Origin of the sequence: Marinomonas rhizomae (genome assembly GCF_003315485.1) — a bacterium.
Lineage (GTDB): Bacteria > Pseudomonadota > Gammaproteobacteria > Pseudomonadales > Marinomonadaceae > Marinomonas > Marinomonas rhizomae.
In genome coordinates, this window is sequence record NZ_QNSE01000005.1 from 1 (window position 1) to 18,514 (window position 18,514).

21 protein-coding genes are annotated in these 18,514 nt (G+C 44.3%); 6 read left to right on the top strand and 15 right to left on the bottom strand.

Annotated elements, in window-relative coordinates; genetic code table 11:
* Nucleotides 1-129: 129 nt before the first annotated feature.
* On the bottom strand, nt 130-291 hold the full coding sequence (locus tag DFP80_RS20630) for a hypothetical protein (RefSeq protein ID WP_158601384.1): 162 nt from the start codon (nt 289-291) through the stop codon (nt 130-132).
* A 508-nt stretch (nt 292-799) separates the two neighbouring features.
* Here DFP80_RS20630 and DFP80_RS20790 point away from each other — a divergent pair.
* Entirely contained in the window at nt 800-1,153 is a 354-nt protein-coding gene (locus DFP80_RS20790) for a hypothetical protein (protein ID WP_206610630.1), read from the top strand.
* On the opposite strand, the gene DFP80_RS06810 is transcribed toward DFP80_RS20790, so the two are convergent.
* Nucleotides 1,148-2,290: a Fic family protein gene (locus DFP80_RS06810; protein WP_113916057.1), complete on the bottom strand. Its 1,143-nt coding sequence runs from the start codon at nt 2,288-2,290 to the stop codon at nt 1,148-1,150. The two genes, DFP80_RS20790 and DFP80_RS06810, sit on opposite strands and share 6 nt — an antisense overlap.
* A 169-nt stretch (nt 2,291-2,459) precedes the next feature.
* Between DFP80_RS06810 and DFP80_RS06815 the strand changes: the two genes are divergently transcribed.
* Both DFP80_RS06815 and DFP80_RS06820 read left to right on the top strand, forming a co-directional pair.
* On the top strand, nt 2,460-2,675 hold the full coding sequence (locus tag DFP80_RS06815) for an addiction module protein (RefSeq protein WP_113916058.1): 216 nt from the start codon (nt 2,460-2,462) through the stop codon (nt 2,673-2,675).
* A complete protein-coding gene (locus tag DFP80_RS06820; protein WP_113916059.1) occupies nt 2,672-2,968 on the top strand; it encodes a type II toxin-antitoxin system RelE/ParE family toxin in 297 nt (98 codons plus the stop codon). The genes DFP80_RS06815 and DFP80_RS06820 overlap by 4 nt, the downstream gene beginning before the upstream one ends.
* Before the next feature lie 105 nt (nt 2,969-3,073).
* Here the strand turns inward: DFP80_RS06820 and DFP80_RS06825 are convergent, their stop codons facing one another.
* From DFP80_RS06825 to DFP80_RS06835, 3 genes are all read right to left on the bottom strand, one after another.
* Entirely contained in the window at nt 3,074-3,328 is a 255-nt protein-coding gene (locus DFP80_RS06825) for a Txe/YoeB family addiction module toxin (RefSeq protein ID WP_113916060.1), read from the bottom strand.
* Nucleotides 3,325-3,576: a type II toxin-antitoxin system Phd/YefM family antitoxin gene (locus tag DFP80_RS06830; protein WP_113916061.1), complete on the bottom strand. Its 252-nt coding sequence runs from the start codon at nt 3,574-3,576 to the stop codon at nt 3,325-3,327. Before DFP80_RS06830 ends, DFP80_RS06825 begins: the two co-directional genes overlap by 4 nt.
* A gap of 398 nt (nt 3,577-3,974) precedes the next feature.
* Nucleotides 3,975-4,769: an AraC family transcriptional regulator gene (locus tag DFP80_RS06835; protein WP_113916062.1), complete on the bottom strand. Its 795-nt coding sequence runs from the start codon at nt 4,767-4,769 to the stop codon at nt 3,975-3,977.
* A gap of 98 nt (nt 4,770-4,867) precedes the next feature.
* On the opposite strand from DFP80_RS06835, the gene DFP80_RS06840 reads away from it, so the two are divergent.
* Nucleotides 4,868-5,134, top strand: coding sequence for a DUF7709 family protein (locus DFP80_RS06840; RefSeq protein ID WP_113916063.1), 267 nt, complete (start codon nt 4,868-4,870; stop codon nt 5,132-5,134).
* A 105-nt stretch (nt 5,135-5,239) separates the two neighbouring features.
* Here DFP80_RS06840 and lplA read toward each other — a convergent pair whose 3' ends face one another.
* The 7 genes from lplA to DFP80_RS06875 all read right to left on the bottom strand — a co-directional run bounded on the left by lplA (nt 5,240) and on the right by DFP80_RS06875 (nt 13,454).
* Nucleotides 5,240-6,253, bottom strand: a complete 1,014-nt coding sequence (lplA, locus tag DFP80_RS06845) for a lipoate--protein ligase (protein WP_113916064.1) — start codon at nt 6,251-6,253, stop codon at nt 5,240-5,242.
* Between the two features lie 123 nt (nt 6,254-6,376).
* A complete protein-coding gene (gene greA / locus DFP80_RS06850; protein ID WP_113916065.1) occupies nt 6,377-6,853 on the bottom strand; it encodes a transcription elongation factor GreA in 477 nt (158 codons plus the stop codon).
* Nucleotides 6,853-10,068 (bottom strand): carbamoyl-phosphate synthase large subunit, encoded by a 3,216-nt coding sequence (carB, locus tag DFP80_RS06855; protein ID WP_113916066.1) that lies wholly within the window; start codon nt 10,066-10,068, stop codon nt 6,853-6,855. Before carB ends, greA begins: the two co-directional genes overlap by 1 nt.
* A 23-nt stretch (nt 10,069-10,091) precedes the next feature.
* The gene (gene carA / locus DFP80_RS06860) at nt 10,092-11,222 is read right to left on the bottom strand and encodes a glutamine-hydrolyzing carbamoyl-phosphate synthase small subunit (RefSeq protein WP_113916067.1); all 1,131 of its coding nucleotides are present in this window, start codon (nt 11,220-11,222) and stop codon (nt 10,092-10,094) included.
* Nucleotides 11,223-11,484: 262 nt separating this feature from the next.
* Nucleotides 11,485-12,036: a DJ-1 family glyoxalase III gene (locus DFP80_RS06865; RefSeq protein WP_113916068.1), complete on the bottom strand. Its 552-nt coding sequence runs from the start codon at nt 12,034-12,036 to the stop codon at nt 11,485-11,487.
* Nucleotides 12,037-12,091: 55 nt separating this feature from the next.
* On the bottom strand, nt 12,092-12,577 hold the full coding sequence (rimI, locus tag DFP80_RS06870) for a ribosomal protein S18-alanine N-acetyltransferase (RefSeq protein ID WP_113916069.1): 486 nt from the start codon (nt 12,575-12,577) through the stop codon (nt 12,092-12,094).
* A 31-nt stretch (nt 12,578-12,608) separates the two neighbouring features.
* Complete coding sequence (locus tag DFP80_RS06875; RefSeq protein WP_113916070.1) at nt 12,609-13,454, bottom strand: hypothetical protein; 846 nt, start codon at nt 13,452-13,454, stop codon at nt 12,609-12,611.
* A 178-nt stretch (nt 13,455-13,632) separates the two neighbouring features.
* Here DFP80_RS06875 and DFP80_RS06880 point away from each other — a divergent pair, with 178 nt between their 5' ends.
* Nucleotides 13,633-14,421: a transporter substrate-binding domain-containing protein gene (locus DFP80_RS06880; RefSeq protein ID WP_113916071.1), complete on the top strand. Its 789-nt coding sequence runs from the start codon at nt 13,633-13,635 to the stop codon at nt 14,419-14,421.
* A 91-nt stretch (nt 14,422-14,512) separates the two neighbouring features.
* The gene (locus DFP80_RS06885; protein ID WP_113916072.1) at nt 14,513-15,319 is read left to right on the top strand and encodes an amino acid ABC transporter permease; all 807 of its coding nucleotides are present in this window, start codon (nt 14,513-14,515) and stop codon (nt 15,317-15,319) included.
* A gap of 174 nt (nt 15,320-15,493) precedes the next feature.
* Here the strand turns inward: DFP80_RS06885 and DFP80_RS06890 are convergent, their stop codons facing one another.
* The 3 genes from DFP80_RS06890 to DFP80_RS06900 form a co-directional block, all read right to left on the bottom strand.
* Nucleotides 15,494-16,483, bottom strand: coding sequence for an aldo/keto reductase (locus DFP80_RS06890; RefSeq protein ID WP_241560323.1), 990 nt, complete (start codon nt 16,481-16,483; stop codon nt 15,494-15,496).
* An 83-nt stretch (nt 16,484-16,566) separates the two neighbouring features.
* A complete protein-coding gene (locus DFP80_RS06895; RefSeq protein WP_113916073.1) occupies nt 16,567-17,421 on the bottom strand; it encodes a fumarylacetoacetate hydrolase family protein in 855 nt (284 codons plus the stop codon).
* A gap of 61 nt (nt 17,422-17,482) precedes the next feature.
* Nucleotides 17,483-18,430 (bottom strand): ABC transporter substrate-binding protein, encoded by a 948-nt coding sequence (locus tag DFP80_RS06900; RefSeq protein ID WP_113916074.1) that lies wholly within the window; start codon nt 18,428-18,430, stop codon nt 17,483-17,485.
* Nucleotides 18,431-18,514: the final 84 nt, after the last annotated feature.

Consider the following 18,514-nt stretch of genomic DNA (forward strand, 5'->3'; position numbering starts at 1 on the left):
TCTCCCCTACAGCATCAAAGTGCTTGGGCTAGGAACATACTTACCAGACTAGAGTGAATTACTAGCTAAGCAATTCACTTAGAAAGATACAAGGGTTAGGGAGGGGTTATTGAACTGTAGGTCGCGGCTTCAGCCCGACAACTTCCCTACATCACATGACACCAAATCGTAGGGCATCATAAGCGCAGCGTAATGTGCCGAAGAAAGCGCAGCTTTCATGTAAGTCGCGCCTTCAGCCCGACAACCTCTCCACATGTCGCCACAACCAGCCCGACACAGACTTTTGTACATGACACCAAGCCAAGCGGCGTTTCTCTTCGAAACTATCGCCTACCTCATCAAAACACCGCTTGGCTTTTTCAGAATTCAGTCTATTTTTACCTTCCTAATAAAGTGCTTTGCTCGTCTATACTAGTAAAAATAAAAAATCGCTTTAATATCAATAAACAACATTACACTCAAAAGGAAGTAATCTGCTGCGGATCAACAATATAATCCGCACTATTAAATTATTCCAAACTCAGGAGAATACAGTGGAACAAGGCATAGTGAGCATTTATCTAGATGAGCAATGGAGTTTGGAAGATTTCTCTGTATTCTCAAAACAATACATACAAATTTACGGTTTTTTCTATGGATTGAGATTAGTTGAAGAAAATAACTCCACTCTAGAGTATGAAAGAATGCCATGGTTATAGGTGGGGGCTCTGTCGTAAACTTTTTCTCGTCGATGAAAAATCACATCCATCCGAAGGCACTACCCAATGTACATAGAATTCAATATGCATCTCCCGGAGTTATGGAGCTGTCAGCAATAATTGAAGTTACTGGTGATATTAAAGAGCTGGTTGTCTCTATCTGCGCATCATTAACATCAATATCGACTACTTACTACGTCATTCATAAGCAATATATTTCAAGGCAGATGGCTCAAAAGAAAATGGCTCAGCTAGACAATGAAGAAGATAAAAACTTTGTTAGAGATTCGGTTATTGAATTACATGAAAAATTAAATTTATCCCCTCGCCAAGTAATGAGTCTTACAAAAATATCCAAAGGTGATCAACTAGTTGAATTAAAAATGTTGATGGCTATGTATCGAAGAGCAAAACCAATTGCTGACTTACAAATGGAGAATAAAGCACGACTATAGAACTAGGTTTATGCCATACCTCGCGTTCCTGCCGCCGCCTTTTAGGCGATACAAGCAACCTTTCTCCACCAAGTCGCTGAGGTCGCGGGTGGCGGTGGCTTTGGAGCTGCTGGTAATGCTGATGTATTTTTTAGCGCTTAGTCCGCCTTCGAAGCCGTCAGATCCTGCATTAAAGAGTTTATTAAGCACTTTCTTTTGGCGTTCGTTCAGTTCGGTGTGTTGATGTTTTTCCCAGAATTTAGCTTTCTTCAATACAAAATCAACTTTCTGAGCAGCATCTTGCTGCGCCAACAGAACCGAGTCAACAAACCATTTTACCCAGTCGGTAATATCTAAATTGAGTTGGCTGGCTTTGTTTAGTCCATCGTAATAGGTGTTTTTGTCTTTCTCGATAATCGTCGACAAGCTAAGTAATGGCGGTCGGTTAAGGTCTTGAGCTAATGCCATTTCGGCAATCGCTCGCCCTACTCGACCGTTGCCATCATCAAATGGGTGGATGGTTTCAAACCACAAGTGCGCAATCGCTGAGCGAACAGGACCAGAGAGAACGATATCTCTCTCTGCTTTTAATGGGTTCGAGCAGTTAAACCAATCTAGAAATCGGTTTATTTCTGTATCGACTTGATGCGCTGGCGGCGCTTCGTAATGCACTTTCTCATAGCCAATTGGGCCTGAGACAATTTGCATAGGCTCTTCGGAATCTCGCCATTGGCCAACTTTGAGGTTACGGGGCAATAAGCTAGTTTCTTGCTGCGGAAGGACTAATTGATGCCAATGAAACAAAGTAGTTTTTGTGAGCTCGCCAGCGAAGCTATCTCGCACGTCGACCATCAAAGCGGCCATACCTTCTGCACGTGGATCAGCGACTCGTGTTGGTGGATTACTCAAGCCTAAAAAATTTTTGATGGAGGAACGCACCTCTTCTCGATCCAAACGCTCGCCTTCTATCTGGCTGGTGTTGATGGCTTCGCTAACCATGAGGTCGATATAGGCATCGTACTGCAACGTATTTTCAAGCTGACTCATTCCGCCGGACAAACGACCAGCCTCTAACGCATACTGATACAAAGCGTCTCGGCACTGAGTTTCGTCAAAGGTAAAGTTTGGCCAATCAGGATGTTGCCAGCTGTATTTCATAGTATGAGCCGATTAAGTGAATTATTCGGCTCAGAATAGCATTGTTTCATGAGCTGAATAAATCATTTATTCGGCTCATGGTTTTTTATTTAGTCGCCAGCGGAAATTATCAAGATACAACTCCCCTCTTTTCAGTGCTATTCTTTCACGTAATCGAGGAGGACATACAATGACTCAAGTAAACAGAAACATCGTTGAAGATGCGTTATCACTCTCAATGAACGAACGTGTAGAGCTTGTCGAAAAACTACTTGAAAGCTTAGATACACCGAATACTGAGCTAAACGCTATTTGGGCTCAGGAGTCAGATGCTCGCATTGAAGCGTATGAAAAAAAGCAACTTACCTCTAAGCCCTTGTCTGATGTGCTAAGAAAATATAAATGAATGTAGAATTTTTAGACATCGCAGAAAGGGAACTCGATGATGCCTTCAAATACTATGACGGTATTTATAAAGGCCTAGGGTTGAGGTTCATTGCTGAACTAGAGTCGTCGATAGAACGAATTAAATTACACCCAGATGCTTGGCAAAAAGCCAGTGCAGTTACGCACAAGTGCTTACTTAACCGATTTCCATATTCAATTATTTATCAAATTAAAGGCGACTTGTTACTGGTCGTTGCTATTGCCTCTAGCCACCAAAGACCTAACTACTGGGCTAATCGAACTAGTGGCTAGAACGCCCCTTCATACCATTTCAATCCCTACCTCGCGTTCCTGCCGCCGCAATCTAAGCGATTCACACAAGAAAGACGATAACCTGCAACGAACCAAAATAAAGCCCTAATAGTGATATCTTAGCTGTGCTATCAAGATGGTATCGTCTTGATATTTATAAACAATTCGGTGTTCGTCGTTAATGCGGCGAGACCAATAACCAGCAAGACCATGCTTTAAAGGTTCTGGTTTGCCAATTCCTTCATAAGGCTCTCGTTGAATATCTTTGATTAGTAAGTTTATCCGATTTAATACTTTCTTATCTGTGCTCTGCCAGTAAAGGTATTGATCCCAAGCCGCGGTTGAAAACGTCAGCTTCACTCGATTAACTCTCTTTCAACACCCTTACCCGCTTCCAGTTCAGCAATAGACTCCAACAAGACTCTGGCATTCGCTGGCGAACGTAGCAAGTAGGTCGTTTCTTGCATGGCCTCATAATCTTCTAACGACATCATCACAACTGGGCTCTCGCTTTTGCGCGTAATGATCACTGGCGAATGATCATCACAAACCTTAGCCATTGTCTTAGCCAAATTAGCTCGAGCTGTTGTATAACTGATAGCATCCATTATTCATTTCCTGTACTTAATTCTGTACCACTGAGTATAAAGTAAACACCTAAAGCAAATCAACAACTCACACTCAGCCGTGATCAGTGAAACCTTTTAATCAGGTAACACCAATCCATACTTCGCGTTCCTGCCGCCTTCTAGGCGGTACAAACATTTTTTCTCAACCAAATCGCCAAGGTCTCAGATGGCCTTGGAGCTGTTAAATATGCTTTGAGCCGATTACGCTAATTATTCGGCTCAATCTTGTTTATTCAGTATTAGGTTAGATACAACTCCACTCTTTTCAGTACTATTCTTTTATCTAATTGAGGAGGACATAAAATGCTTTCCCAGAATTTCGTTTTCTTCAATACAACGTCGACTCTCGGGGACGCTTCTTGCTGCACTAACTAGGTTCAAGAGACCGACTCCTTTTTGTACCCTTGAATATATTGACCCGGTGTTACACCCATCACACGGCGAAACATAGCAATAAAGGCACTGACATTTTCATAACCCAAGGCAAATGCAATATTGGTCACAGGTACATTATCGGCTAACATTTCGATGGCTCTTAATACTCTCGCTCGTTGTCGCCATTCCGAAAACCCTAAACCTGTTTGCTCGTTAAAACGGCGCGCTAGTGTTCTTGAAGACAAGCCAATTACCTTTGCCCACTCCTCCAAGCCACGATTATCCGCAAGGTTCGCCAGTAAGCCATCGGTCATCTGCTTTAATAACGGCAACCTAGGTTGCACCAAACCTAGAGACGTCTCTTCTAAACTCGCGATTTCATCGAACAGAACATCCGATAAACGACTTTTCACAGCCTGAGGAGTATCGCCTTTCCAGCTGGCCGCACGATGCACAAGCTCTTTTAGTAAACGTGTTGTCTGAAGGCTTTTTACTGAGTTCGCCAGCAACTGACTTTTCGCTGGATCAAGATACACACTCCAGCCCTTAAAAGGACCATAAGATTTCACCCCATGAAGAGTATTCGATGGAACCCACACTGCATGAGTGGCTGGCACAACCCACCAAACTGATTCCGTTTGAATCGACAATAGCCCTTCTAAACTGCCAATCAATTGACCAAATGCGTGTCGATGCGGTTCGGTTTCTCTTATTTGGCTTTCTATCAGTTCTACAGACATGATTAATTCAGCATCAGATTGGTTAATCATGTTCAAAGGCAAAAGGACGCTTTTCATTTTGGCAGTTTCTCAGTATCGAATGTCTTATTCACTGGAGTATAGCCAAAAGTCAGAGATTATACTGAACCCTCATTCATCGATAAGGGAGACAACTAATGACATCAACCACGACTAAACCGGAAGATATTTTGCCCGAAGGCATCAACCAAACGAATCTTGAGGGCATTAATATTCGTAAAGGAACGGTTGCAGCGTTTTTGCAAAATACTAAACGCTGGCAAAACCCAACCACTAGCAGAGAGGAAAAAGAAGAACTATTTGATGCCATTCAAAAAGCACTTCCGATATTGCGAGTATTGGGGATGTTTGAAGTATTCCAGTTTCAAGATAAGACGCTTCAAACTTTAAGTGAAGAACTATAGTTTATCGATTTAGCTTAATTATCAAATTAGAGGCGACCTTGTTACTAATCGTTGCTATCGCCTCTAATCATCAAAGACCTAACGACTGGCCAATCGAATAATTAGCTAAGAAACCGCCTTAACCAACCAATCCCTCATCTCTTCTAAGTCGTTTTTATGGTCTGGAAAGTTTTCTATAAGCGAATCGACACACACAGCGATGGAGTCTGGTTTATAAGTCACGCCAACGAGTTTTTCTGCCAGTTGCTCGATTGGATCGGGGAACAAGCTGTCGGTGAAGGTTTGCGCGGCGGTAATTTTCGCGCTACTCAGGTCAAGGTGAATCTCTACGCCACCCCATTTGAATCGTTCGTCTAGCGCGTGAGTAAATTGTGGCGATTTACCAAAGTTCCAATCCCAGCTTTGCTGCTGAGCAAACTTTTCTACAAAACCTGGCAAATCTGGTAAAGCTTCAGGGGAGATTTCTTCTATTGTTGGCATTTCGCCAAAGTATTCACAGAAAGACTCCACAATGGCGTCACACACCAATTGGTGGTTAATTTGTGGATAAAGTGAATCAAGATTGGTCACACGAGATCGTACAGAAGTAATGCCTTTTGACTGAAGCTTTTTTACATCTGGGTTTAAGTAATTGGCCAGACGACTCAAATCTGCATGCAGTAATAAGGTGCCATGGTGAAAACCTCGGTCTTTGGTTTCCTTGTAGGCCGAGCCAGAGAATTTGCGCATTGCTTCGCCTTCCCCCACCACCAAGTCATTTCGACCATTGGCGTAGCCTTCGATACCAAGCTTCTTCAAGCCTTGCAGAACAATCTCAGTCGATACTTCTTTACTGTATTCCGGCTTGCCCGCCATGAAGGTAAAATTGGTATTGCCTAAATCATGGAAAACCGCACCGCCACCACTTTGACGACGAGCAAGATGGATTTTATCTTGCTCCATCTTATTGATATTGCATTCCTTCCAAGGATTCTGAGAGCGACCAATCACTACCGTGTCAGCATTACGCCATAGAAACAGCACCCGCTGATCAGCAGACATAGATCGAAAAATACAATCTTCCACCGCAAGGTTAAAATGAGGATCATTGGAATGAGACAATAGAATTCGACTAGCCATGGTATTTTCTCTTGTTACAAAAGGAATAAGCTAAAAAAACAGCTCTCTTTTATAACGTTTTCTCAGCCATAAAAAAACCACGATGCTTTCACATCGTGGTTTTTTAAGAAAATACCTAACACATTAAATGTATTCGACTTTCTCTACTTCATAGGTTGCTTCACCACTAGGAATTTTAACGACAACTTCGTCGCCTTCTTCTTTCCCTATAATGGCTTTCGCGATAGGAGAAGCATAAGAAATCTTCTTCTCTTTCACGTCTGCTTCATCGTCACCAACAATCTTATAAGTGACAGTATCTTCAGTATCAACATTAAACAATGTGACTGTGGTACCGAAAATCACTTTAGACGAAGCGGGCAAAGATGTAACGTCAATCACTTGTGAGTCAGCAAGCTTACCTTCGATCTCTTTAATACGACCTTCAGCAAATCCCTGCTCCTCACGAGCGGCGTGATACTCTGCATTTTCTTTTAAGTCGCCATGCTCACGCGCAGTTGCGATATCCGCAATTACGCGAGGACGGACGACAGTTTTCAAGTGATTAAGCTCTTCTCTAAGACGAGTCTCACCTTCTACTGTCATTGGTACTTTTTTCATTATTTCCCCAAGTGCAAATCTTGCAGTCTTCTAACTTTCGTTTCACCTGTTAGGCTAATCGCCATACTCGTTGCTTCAGCACCAGCCAATGTCGTAGTGTAACAAACCTTGCGCTGTAATGCTGTGCGACGGATGACCGAAGAGTCAGCAATTGCCTGAGTACCGGAAGTCGTGTTGATAATATAGTCAATTTCACCATTTTTCAGCATATCGACAATATGTGGACGACCTTCGTTCACCTTGTTAACTTTCTTAACGGACACACCGTGCTCAGTTAAGTATTTGGCAGTACCTTCAGTACCCACAATATCAAAACCGATTTCAGAAAGTCGACGCGCTACATCAACCGCGCCTTCCTTGTCCATGTCACGAACACTGATAAAAGCTCGGCCCGAGGTCGGCAATACAGTACCACCACCAAGAACCGCTTTGCCAAAGGCTTCAGCGAATGTATCGCCAACACCCATGACTTCACCAGTCGATTTCATTTCAGGGCCAAGAATCGGGTCAACACCTTGGAACTTGTTGAATGGAAAGACAGCTTCTTTCACACTGTAGTAAGAAGGAATGATTTCGCTAGTGAAACCAAGCTCTTCCAATGTCTTACCAGACATAACCAATGCAGCGACTTGTGCCAAAGAGCGGCCAATGCACTTAGAAACAAACGGTACCGTACGTGAGGCGCGAGGGTTAACCTCGATCACGTAGATTTCACCATCTTGCACCGCAAGCTGAGTGTTCATCAAACCGACAACACCAAGCTCAAGCGCCATGTTTTTAATCATTTCGCGGATATCATCTTGGACATTCGCTGGTAATGAGTAAGGAGGCAAAGAACACGCAGAGTCACCAGAGTGAACACCCGCTTGTTCGATATGCTGCATGATTCCGCCGATTACAACTTGCTGACCATCACTGATACAGTCAATGTCGATCTCGATCGCTGCGTTCAAGAAGTGATCCAACAATACTGGGCTGTCGTTAGACACTTTTACCGCAGTCGTCATGTAACGCATCAATTCTTTTTCGTTATAAACGATTTCCATTGCGCGTCCACCTAGTACATAAGATGGGCGAACAACAAGCGGATAACCGATTTCTGCTGCTTTCATTGCCGCTTGGTCAACGCTACGCACCGTCGCATTATGCGGCTGTTTGTAGCCCAAACGCTGAATCATGCTTTGGAAACGCTCACGGTCTTCTGCACGGTCAATCGCTTCTGGCGTAGTACCAATAATAGGCACGCCTTCGTTCTGCAAAGCGCGGGCAATTTTCAGCGGTGTTTGACCACCAAACTGAACAATAACGCCTTTTGGTTTTTCTTTACGAACGATTTCAAGTACATCTTCTAGTGTTACTGGTTCGAAGTACAAACGATCTGACGTATCGTAATCGGTAGAAACGGTTTCTGGGTTGCAGTTCACCATGATAGTTTCATAACCGTCTTCACGAAGACCAAGCGCTGCATGAACACAGCAATAGTCAAACTCGATACCTTGACCGATACGGTTTGGACCACCACCTAAAATGATGATTTTGTCTTTGTCCGTTGGCGCGGCTTCACATTCTTCTTCGTATGTGGAGTACATGTACGCCGTATCCGTTGCGAATTCCGCAGAACAAGTATCAACCCGCTTGTAAACAGGGTGTACATCTACCAAGTAACGGCGCTCACGCAATGACTTCTCAGTCACTTGCAACAAGCTTGCTAGACGCGAATCAGAGAAGCCTTTGCGTTTCAAACGACGCATTACGTCGTAAGTCATGTCGACTAGGCCTTTGTCGGCCAGACCTGCTTCTTCTTTGATCAAGTCTTCGATCTGTACAAGGAACCAATGATCGACGCCTGTTACCGCGTAAATTTCATCGATTGTCATACCAGAACGGAAAGCATCACCAATGTACCAAATGCGATCTGCACCTGGGTTTTGTAATTCGTAAGCGAGCTTTTCTTTACTGTTTTCTTCAGCAAAATCCAATTGTGGATTGAAACCGTCAGATCCCACTTCCAACCCGCGCAGCGCTTTTTGCAAAGACTCTTGGAAAGTACGGCCAATCGCCATCACTTCACCAACGGACTTCATTTGCGTCGTTAGACGGTCATTGGCAGTCGGGAATTTTTCAAAAGTGAAACGTGGAATCTTAGTTACAACGTAGTCGATTGCAGGCTCGAAGCTCGCTGGAGTTTGACCGCCAGTGATGTCGTTTTGCAATTCGTCTAGAGTGTAACCGATGGCCAACTTCGCCGCGATTTTCGCAATTGGGAAACCGGTCGCTTTAGAAGCAAGAGCGGAAGAACGAGACACACGAGGGTTCATCTCGATGACAACCAAACGGCCCGTTTTTGGATCCATACCAAACTGTACGTTCGAACCGCCTGTTTCAACACCAATCTCACGTAATACCGCCAAAGAGGCGTTACGCATAATTTGGTATTCTTTATCAGTTAGTGTTTGTGCTGGCGCAACTGTAATGGAATCACCTGTGTGAACACCCATGGCGTCAAAGTTTTCAATCGCACAAACGATGATGCAGTTGTCTTTTTTGTCACGGACAACTTCCATCTCGTACTCTTTCCAGCCGATCAAGGACTCATCGATCAGCAATTCGTTGGTAGGAGATAGATCCAAACCACGAGTACAAATTTCTTCAAACTCTTCCATGTTGTATGCGATACCGCCACCGGTGCCGCCCATGGTGAAAGAAGGTCGAATGATACAAGGGAAACCTAACTCAGATTGTACTTGTAGGGCTTCTTCCATGCTGTGCGCGATACCGGCACGAGGACATTCAAGACCAATGGCTTTCATTGCTTGGTCAAAACGATTACGGTCTTCTGCTTTGTCGATGGCGTCGGCCGTCGCACCAATCATTTCAACATTGTATTTTTCTAGTACGCCGTGACGCTCAAGATCCAACGCACAATTCAGTGCTGTTTGACCGCCCATGGTCGGCAATACCGCATCTGGACGTTCTTTCTCAATGATTTTCTCTACAGTTTGCCATTCAATTGGCTCAATGTAAGTCGCATCAGCCATCACTGGATCTGTCATGATGGTTGCTGGGTTAGAGTTCACCAGAATTACGCGAAAACCTTCTTCACGCAGCGCTTTACACGCTTGCGCGCCAGAATAGTCAAACTCACAAGCCTGACCGATAACAATAGGGCCTGCACCTAAAATTAAGACGCTTTTTATGTCAGTACGTTTTGGCATAATATTTCGCTCCGCTCCTGCTTTTAGGCTTTAGTGGCTTTGATGTTTTCAATAAACTGATCGAACAAGGGCGCAACATCGTGTGGCCCTGGGCTCGCTTCTGGGTGACCTTGGAAGCTGAACGCGCTCTTATCAGTACGGGAAATACCCTGCAAAGAGCCATCGAACAAAGATTTGTGAGTCATCACAAGGTTAGCAGGCAAGGTGTCCTCGTCTACCGCAAAACCGTGGTTTTGGCTGGTGATCATCACAGTGCCTTTTTCGATAGCTTGTACAGGATGGTTTGCACCATGGTGACCAAACTTCATTTTCTTCGTTTTCGCACCAGAAGCCAAAGCCAAAAGCTGATGGCCTAAACAGATACCGAATACTGGAATCTCTGTTTCTAAGATCTCTTTAATGGCTTGAATCGCGTAGTCACATGGCTCTGGATCACCAGGTCCATTAGAAAGAAATACACCATCTGGATTCATTGCTAAAACGTCACTGGCTGGTGTCTTCGCTGGTACAACCGTGATACGGCAGCCACGTTCAACCAACATGCGAAGAATATTACGCTTCACACCAAAGTCATAAGCAACCACGTGGAAATCAGAAGATTCTGGCGTGGTATGACCTTTAACAAGGTCCCAAGTAGACTCAGTCCACTCATAGGCTTTCTCAACAGTGACTTCTTTTGCTAGGTCCATGCCTTTCAAGCCAGGAAACGCTTTCGCAGCAGCAACAGCCGCCGCCTCATCTAGGTTATCACCCGCCATGATGCAACCAGCCTGAGCGCCTTTTTCACGAAGAATACGTGTCAGCTTACGGGTATCAATATCGGCAATCCCAACCACGCCTTTACGTTTCAAATAAGAATCTAGAGACTCTTGTGAACGCCAGCTGCTAGCAACCAAAGGAAGATCACGAATGATCAAACCTTCACACCACACTTTATCGGATTCTTCATCTTCAGAGTTAACGCCTGTATTCCCAATGTGGGGATAAGTCAAAGTGACCATTTGTCGAGCATAGGAAGGATCAGTAAGAATTTCTTGATAACCGGTCATCGAGGTGTTGAATACTACCTCGGCCGTTGAGGAGCCATCCGCTCCGATCGACACCCCTTTAAAAATAGTGCCGTCTTCCAGAGCCAGAATCGCTGATGTTGCCAAAGGAACCTCCCATTTAGAGACTATCAGGTTGCAAAAAAGCGAGATAAACCGGCGGCTCATCTCGCTTTTAAGAAATTGCGTTTTTGCCGTTTATCCATTGATGGATAACCAATGGATCTCGCGTTCAAAAAATCTGCCTAATTCTACTCTGATACAGCTTTTGCGTCCACCGAATTGCCGAGAAAACGGTCAAAAATACAGGATTTGAACGCATTTTTTCTTGACTTCTTAGTCAAGAATAAGCAAGACGCTAAATCGTCTATTAGCACAGCAATCCATCGGCAACACTTTTGGCTGCATCGTAGCCTTTCAAGTTACCCAAAACCGTCAATGAAAAAACAGTAGCCGCAGCAGGCCCATTACCTGTCAGAACATTACCGTCCATCACGACAGGCTCGTTGGCAATATACTCTGCCCCCGTCAACCCGTCTTCAAAACCAGGATAACACGTCGCTTGTTTATCCACGACAAAACCATGAGTGCCGAATACCACAGCTGGTGACGCACAAATAGCCGCTAGTAAAGCATCTTGAATATCATGTTTTTCCAGCATATCAATCAGTAATTTACAGTCGCGTAAATGCTCCGCACCCGGCATGCCACCGGCTAATACAACCGCATCAAAAATTTGATCTGCCACATCGGTTAATAAAACATCGGCTTCTAGTTTAATGCCATGCGCCATCACAATTTGCTTTGATTCATGAATACTCGCTACCGTAACGTCCACGCCACCGCGTCGCAACACATCGATAATCGTAATGGCTTCAATATCTTCATTGCCATTGGCAATAGGAACCAATACCTTGCTCATACTTTACCTCTTTCAAATACATTAATTCATCAAGGTCTTTATCCGATCGATTCGTTTAAAGCCTTTCTATTTTCAGTGTAAACAAACAAGCCGCTTCACGGCCTTGTTCTGCTTGTCCTTTCTTTTCTATTTGATAATAATTTTTGCGGCGACCAACTTGCTCAAATCCCAAAGATTTGTACAAGGAAATAGCCCCTAGATTCGATTCGCGTACTTCCAGCAACAACTCACTGACATCTTGCTGCGCAACCGCCTCTGACCAAGCTATCATCAACTGTCTGGCTAGGCCCTGTCTACGGACAGAGGGATCAATCACAATTAATTCTAATTCGGATTGATCAAGCACAACCGATGCAGTCAACCAACCAACAATGGATTTTTGCGTCACATCCCCCAATTCAACAACCCAATTTTTTCGCGTCTGTAAAGCGTCAGAAATCAAGTTTTCGCCCCAAGGATGAGGGTTAGACAAGGCATCCAGTTGAATAATAGCGGTTAAATCTGACAGGCTTGCCAGACGAAAAGAAACAGAAGGAATCATAAAATTGCACGCCTCATTAAAGGCAATAAAATTAACGGAAAAAGCTTGATTGCATCACCTGCCATGCTTCTTTACGCAATTCAGGAATACGATGCAATTCAGACAAACTTACGATGTGCGCAGTAGGGTATTGTTTTAACAGGCTTTCGGTCGGCAAATCTTCCACCAGCTGAGTAATTTGTGCACCAGCCAACACCAGCCATGGCGTGCTAGGAAAGTCTTTGAGCAAGCGCCCCACATAACTTTCTAACGCACCGAATAGCCAATCAGTCCGATTCAAAAAATACGGATTTCGTAACTCTCCCGGCCAAGTAAACGCACTGCCCTGCCACTCATCAATCGGTTGCTTCAACAAGGCTTGCCCCATTTTTAACGCCAAACGCTCAATATCCTCTGCTTGGGAAAATACCTGCGGCACATCACTTAGAATCAAAAGCTTATTAGATAAGGCGTATGCGTGAATATTCAGTCGTGTGATTTGAGTATTGAGCATTGGATCTGGCTCAACCACGATATCGACCGCCAACTCTTCGATTGGCTGTAAATCTTCGACAATAATTTCTGGCCCTGCATTTAACTGCTCACGAAGATGATGAACCAAAGGCTCTTTCTCTTCTGGCGATAATTTAGGCATTGGAACCGGCGCAGGCTCGGCAGATTTAAATCCAGCAGCAGACGGATCTTCATAAGAATCCGCAAAGGAAGGTGTTGACGAAGCCGCCACATCAATTGGCCAAGGCTGAGGCGGCATAAAAACCGTCCCAGTTACATTATCTGAAGCAGACCCACTTTTATCAATAGACAACCAAGACACCACACCCATTTGCGCTAAGCAATGGGTTTGAAAAGCCTGTTGAGGTGGTAATTCGCGGGACATAATAACCTTAATCTCAGTCGTAAAAGTGCACATTAGTCGAATTGAATATGGGTAAGCAAATATACTCGCTTACGCCAAGAGATGCCACTTGATGGCTTAAAGCTTGCTAGAGATCTTTACACTGTGGCTGTGTATAATCGCAGCCAATTTTGCTCACATTCCCAAAAGGTATGAAAATATGGTGTCTTTGTTATCTCGTTTGATGGTTATCGCTGCTATTTCGATTAGCAGCTTCAGCTTCGCCGACAGCTTGCCAGACCTTAAAGGTCGCACTATTTTAGCCGTCACCGAAAATGCCTACACACCACTTAACTTTGTCGACCCAGCAACTGGCGAGGGAATTGGTTGGGAATACGACGCCATGAACGAAATAGGCAAACGCCTAAACGCCAACATCGAATGGCACCTCAGCAGCTGGGACACCATGATTCAAGCCGTCAAACAAGGCCAATACGATATTGGCATGGACGGCATTACCATTAATGAAGAACGCGCACAGCAAATAGATTTCACTATTCCTTATATGACGTCTCAGCAATTTATGTTGGTTCGCGCCGACGAGGATCGCTTTACCGATGCCCAATCTTTTGCGGCAAACCCAGATCTACAGTTTGGTGCACAAGCAGGCACTACTAACTTTTATGTCGCCGTCTATGACGTGCTTGATGGTGATGAAAATAATCCACGCATCACTTTATTGGAAACGTTTGGCGCGTCAGTCCAAGCCTTAAAATCTAGCGACGTGGACAGCGTGTTAATGGACGCGGCATCAGCTCGTGGTTACATCGGTGCCAATCCGGGCGCATTTAAAATCATTGGAGGACCACTAGGTTCTGAAGATTTTGGATTCATTTTAGCGCCGGATTCAGACCTTGTTGAACCAATCAATGCCGCAATCGAAAGCATGAAACAAGATGGCACGTTAGAAGAACTGAACAAAAAATGGTTCTTTGACTATAACCAATAAGTAGAAACACCGCACAGTAACGGAACGTCTCTTAGAGGCTTTCCGTTTTAAATTTAAGACGACCAAGGAATGGTTCTAATATGAATTGATTATGCCCTTTAAAAAATCCTTAGAACGCACGCCTTGGTGGCTTGTCACCATCATCATTATCGCTCTAGTTTTGTTATGGAACATGGTTTCGGAGCAAAGTTACCAACGCATCGCAGGCGCACTAAGCGAAGGATTACTGACGACAATCGGCGTGACATTCGCCGCCTTCATACTGGCAAGTTTACTTGGGTTACTCATTGCACTAGCAGGATTTTCTCGTCATCGTATCCTGCGTGAATTCGCCCGTTTTTATGTCGAAATCTTCCGTGGCGTCCCCGTTCTGGTTCTCTTGTTTTATATCGCCTTTGTTGGCGCACCGGAAATGGTAAAACTCTATAACTGGGCATTGCAAATGCCCATTGAAGCAGGCTGGATAGAAAAAGCTCGCACACGGGACTTCACCCTACTGTGGCGCGCCATCATCGCCCTAGCCATCAGCTACAGCGCCTTCATTGCCGAAGTCTTCCGCGCAGGCATCCAAGAAGTTGGTAAAGGCCAAATAGAAGCCGCAAAAGCATTAGGCTTATCCAACTGGCATCGCTTTCGCCTAATCACCCTCCCCCAAGCCATGCGTAAAATCTTACCACCTCTTGGTAACGACCTCGTCGCCATGATCAAAGACTCCGCACTCGTCTCGGTATTAGGCGTGCAAGACATCACTCAACTCGGCAAAGTATTCAGCTCCTCCACCTTCCAATTCTTCGAAACCTACAACGTCGTCGCCTTCATGTACCTCGTACTCACACTCAGCTTATCGCTCATGATACGCGCCTTTGAAGCGCATTTAAGACGCAACGATCATCATTGACTAGAGATATTACAAAGAATAATAGTTACGTCATAATTCAGAACCTAAACAGGCAATCAGTAAAGTAAAAAACGCACATCCTTTCATCATAATGTTTCCTTTCAAAGTACTTTAGAAGGAAGTCACTTTGAAAGGAAACCAGTAGCAAAGCGTCCTAAAACAGGATTTAGGACGTTAGGAAGAATAAATGACGGGGGCCAAGGCTTGCCAAAATGCTTCTGGGATCGGCTCTTCATACCAAACGATATTTTGCTTAACCCGATTTTCATTGGTCATGCCAATTAAAACCGATTTAACACAGTCATATCGCAATGCGTATTGAATTGCGGCTGCTTGTAACGAAACATTAAATTGTTTACATATGGATTCTATGGCGATGACTTTATCAACAATGTCTTTCGGTGCTTCACCATATAAGTAATGGCCTAAATTTTTAGAGCCTTTGGCTAAAATGCCAGAATTGAATGGCGCAGCGGCTATAAGAGAGACATTATTATCGCTACATTTATCGGTAAAAGTATGCGTAATATTGTTGTTTAATAAAGTAAAACAGTTGGCCACCATAAAACAATCAAACTGTGCATAGTTCATGGCTTGATCACATATTTGCCACTCATTTACCCCTAAACCAATATTGCTTACCAAACCTTGCTCGCGTAATTCCATCATAGCTTTAAAGCCGCCATTAATGGCCTGTTGAAAATACATGGCGTGTTGTTCTTTGTGAGTCAGCTCGCCAATATCATGCATCAACAACATATCAACATGACTCACGCCAAGACGCTGAAGGGAGTCTTCGAAAGAACGCATAACACCATCGTAAGTGTAATTATACTCGCGATCAAAAGGGCTAGCGCTGACAAAACCCTCTGCATCTTTTTGCTCAACAAAATGATCGGGATGCAGCAATCTTCCAACTTTGGTGGAAACGAACACCTGTTGATGAGGTATATCACCTAAAGCTACCCCCAAACGACGCTCTGAAAGGCCTCCACCATAGTGAGGAGCCGTATCAAAATATTCAATACCTAATTCACTTGCTTTACACGCCGCTGCGCTGAAATCTTCATAAGAAACAGGGCGATACAAGTTACCCGCGCCAGCACAACCAAACCCTATTTCTGACATTGAGGAACCACTGCGGTTTATTATTCTTGTTTTCATTGCCTACTCACTTATTCACAACTCCTTGCACCTAAAGAATCGCAAGGAGTTGAGTAACCATATGAATATTGGTGATATTTAGTCTAAGCCTTAACGACTTTCTGGCATTGCACACCTAGCTTATCAATACCCAGCTTCATTTCTTCGCCACCTTTTAGATAGATTGGCGGATTGAAACCTAAGCCAACACCTGGCGGAGTGCCCGTTGAAATAATATCGCCCGGTTGCAGGCTCATATAGCGACTGCAATAAGCGATCAAGTGAGGCACTTTAAACACCATGGTTGATGTCGAACCATTCTGATAACGCTTACCATCAACTTCTAACCAAATACCAAGATCATTAAAATCACCCACTTCATCAGGAGTTACTAACCAAGGGCCAGTGGGTCCAAAGGTGTCACAACCTTTACCTTTATCCCAAGTACCTGTTCCCTCAAGTTGGAAAGCTCGTTCGGAAACATCATTGATCACGCAAAAACCAGCAACATGCTGCATCGCATCGGCTTCAGATATATCACTACCGCCTTCGCCAATAACGATGCCTAGTTCGACTTCCCAATCTGTTTTTTCAGAGCCTTTAGGAATCTTTACATCATCGTTTGGACCAACAATCGCAGACGTCCATTTATTAAAGATAACTGGCTCTGCTGGGACCGGCATTCCGGATTCCGCCGCGTGATCGGCGTAATTCAAGCCAATACAAACAAACTTACCCACATTTGCCACACAGGCACCAAGGCGTAAATCTTCTTGTGGTACGCCATCGACCAACGGCAAACTGTTCATATCTAGTTCATTCAATTTGGCCATGGTGGCTAAACTCAAATGCTCATCAGACAAATCAGGAATGATCGACGACAAATCACGAACTCGGCCACTATCATCAAGTAAACCTGGCTTTTCTTTCCCTAATGGTCCGAAGCGAACTAATTTCATTGCTTTCTCCTATGTATAAAAAAGCTATGGTAAGTAGATACTTCACCATAGCTTAGGGTTGTTATTTATATAGAACAGCGGCGATTTTTGGATCGTCAATGTTCTTAGCTGTGTAATAGTAGAAACCGGTGTCGATTACTTTTGGCACGGTTTCACCTTTGATTGTTTGAACCGCTGCTTTCACCGTTTCATAACCAATTCCGATTGGGTTCTGTGTAATAGCCCCCGCCATCAACCCACTGCGAATCGCATTCATCTGAGCCGTGCCAGAGTCAAACCCGATAATAACCAAGTCTGTTGCTTTAGATTCACGAGCGGCATTTACGACGCCGACGGCTGATCCCTCATTAGTCCCAAACATGCCGACTAAATTCGGATAAGAAGTCAAAATTGCGCGGGCAACTTCTGTCGATTTCAATTGATCGCCATCGCCGTATTGAACCGTTACCACATCAATATTAGGGTGAGCATCTTTCATGCGTTTTAGAAAACCATCACGGCGATCAATACCTGTCGTACCGGTTTGACTGTGTGCCACAACTGCAACTTGGCCTTTATTACCTATTAACTCAGCCATTTTATCTGCGGCAAGAGCCGACGCGGCTAAGTTATCAGTCGTTGCCGTTGTAACTGGAATATCACTTTCAACACCACTATCAAACGCTACAACAGGGATACCGGCTTTTTGCGCTTTGCGTAGCAACGGAATGGCCGCTTGGCTGTCTAGAGCGGCAAAACCAATAGCATCAGGTTTATTCGCTAAGGCAGCCGCTAACATGTCGATCTGTCGATCCACTTGCGCTTCTGTATCCGGTCCTTCAAATGTAACTCGAACGTTAAATTCTTCTGCAGCTTGATCAGCGCCTTGCTTCACAGCTTGCCAAAACTGATGCTGAAAACCTTTTGAGATTAATGGGATGTATAGCTGATCATCTGCTTTCACAAGAGATGACGTTGCCATAATAGTGACAGCACTGATAAGACCTACTAGTTTGCGACGTGACAACATGTCCGTTCCTCCGTTAATGTTGTTATTTTCGAGGTTCACTTTCTTGTGGTGGCGATATGCCACCGGTTTTTCTAACAATGGTTA

Bases quoted from the DNA above. Each gene is read 5' to 3' on its own strand.
- DFP80_RS06820 (WP_113916059.1), top strand. From the start codon at position 2,672: ATGAATGTAGAATTTTTAGACATCGCAGAAAGGGAACTCGATGATGCC.
- DFP80_RS06880 (WP_113916071.1), top strand. From the start codon at position 13,633: ATGGTGTCTTTGTTATCTCGTTTGATGGTTATCGCTGCTATTTCGATT.
- DFP80_RS06815 (WP_113916058.1), top strand. From the start codon at position 2,460: ATGACTCAAGTAAACAGAAACATCGTTGAAGATGCGTTATCACTCTCA.
- carB (WP_113916066.1), bottom strand. From the start codon at position 10,068: ATGCCAAAACGTACTGACATAAAAAGCGTCTTAATTTTAGGTGCAGGC.
- DFP80_RS06875 (WP_113916070.1), bottom strand. From the start codon at position 13,454: ATGTCCCGCGAATTACCACCTCAACAGGCTTTTCAAACCCATTGCTTA.
- DFP80_RS06830 (WP_113916061.1), bottom strand. From the start codon at position 3,576: ATGGATGCTATCAGTTATACAACAGCTCGAGCTAATTTGGCTAAGACA.
- DFP80_RS06835 (WP_113916062.1), bottom strand. From the start codon at position 4,769: ATGAAAAGCGTCCTTTTGCCTTTGAACATGATTAACCAATCTGATGCT.
- DFP80_RS06840 (WP_113916063.1), top strand. From the start codon at position 4,868: ATGACATCAACCACGACTAAACCGGAAGATATTTTGCCCGAAGGCATC.
- DFP80_RS06810 (WP_113916057.1), bottom strand. From the start codon at position 2,290: ATGAAATACAGCTGGCAACATCCTGATTGGCCAAACTTTACCTTTGAC.
- DFP80_RS06865 (WP_113916068.1), bottom strand. From the start codon at position 12,036: ATGAGCAAGGTATTGGTTCCTATTGCCAATGGCAATGAAGATATTGAA.
- rimI (WP_113916069.1), bottom strand. From the start codon at position 12,577: ATGATTCCTTCTGTTTCTTTTCGTCTGGCAAGCCTGTCAGATTTAACC.
- DFP80_RS06895 (WP_113916073.1), bottom strand. From the start codon at position 17,421: ATGAAATTAGTTCGCTTCGGACCATTAGGGAAAGAAAAGCCAGGTTTA.
- DFP80_RS20790 (WP_206610630.1), top strand. From the start codon at position 800: ATGGAGCTGTCAGCAATAATTGAAGTTACTGGTGATATTAAAGAGCTG.
- DFP80_RS06890 (WP_241560323.1), bottom strand. From the start codon at position 16,483: ATGAAAACAAGAATAATAAACCGCAGTGGTTCCTCAATGTCAGAAATA.
- greA (WP_113916065.1), bottom strand. From the start codon at position 6,853: ATGAAAAAAGTACCAATGACAGTAGAAGGTGAGACTCGTCTTAGAGAA.
- DFP80_RS20630 (WP_158601384.1), bottom strand. From the start codon at position 291: ATGTACAAAAGTCTGTGTCGGGCTGGTTGTGGCGACATGTGGAGAGGT.
- DFP80_RS06885 (WP_113916072.1), top strand. From the start codon at position 14,513: ATGCCCTTTAAAAAATCCTTAGAACGCACGCCTTGGTGGCTTGTCACC.
- DFP80_RS06900 (WP_113916074.1), bottom strand. From the start codon at position 18,430: ATGTTGTCACGTCGCAAACTAGTAGGTCTTATCAGTGCTGTCACTATT.
- lplA (WP_113916064.1), bottom strand. From the start codon at position 6,253: ATGGCTAGTCGAATTCTATTGTCTCATTCCAATGATCCTCATTTTAAC.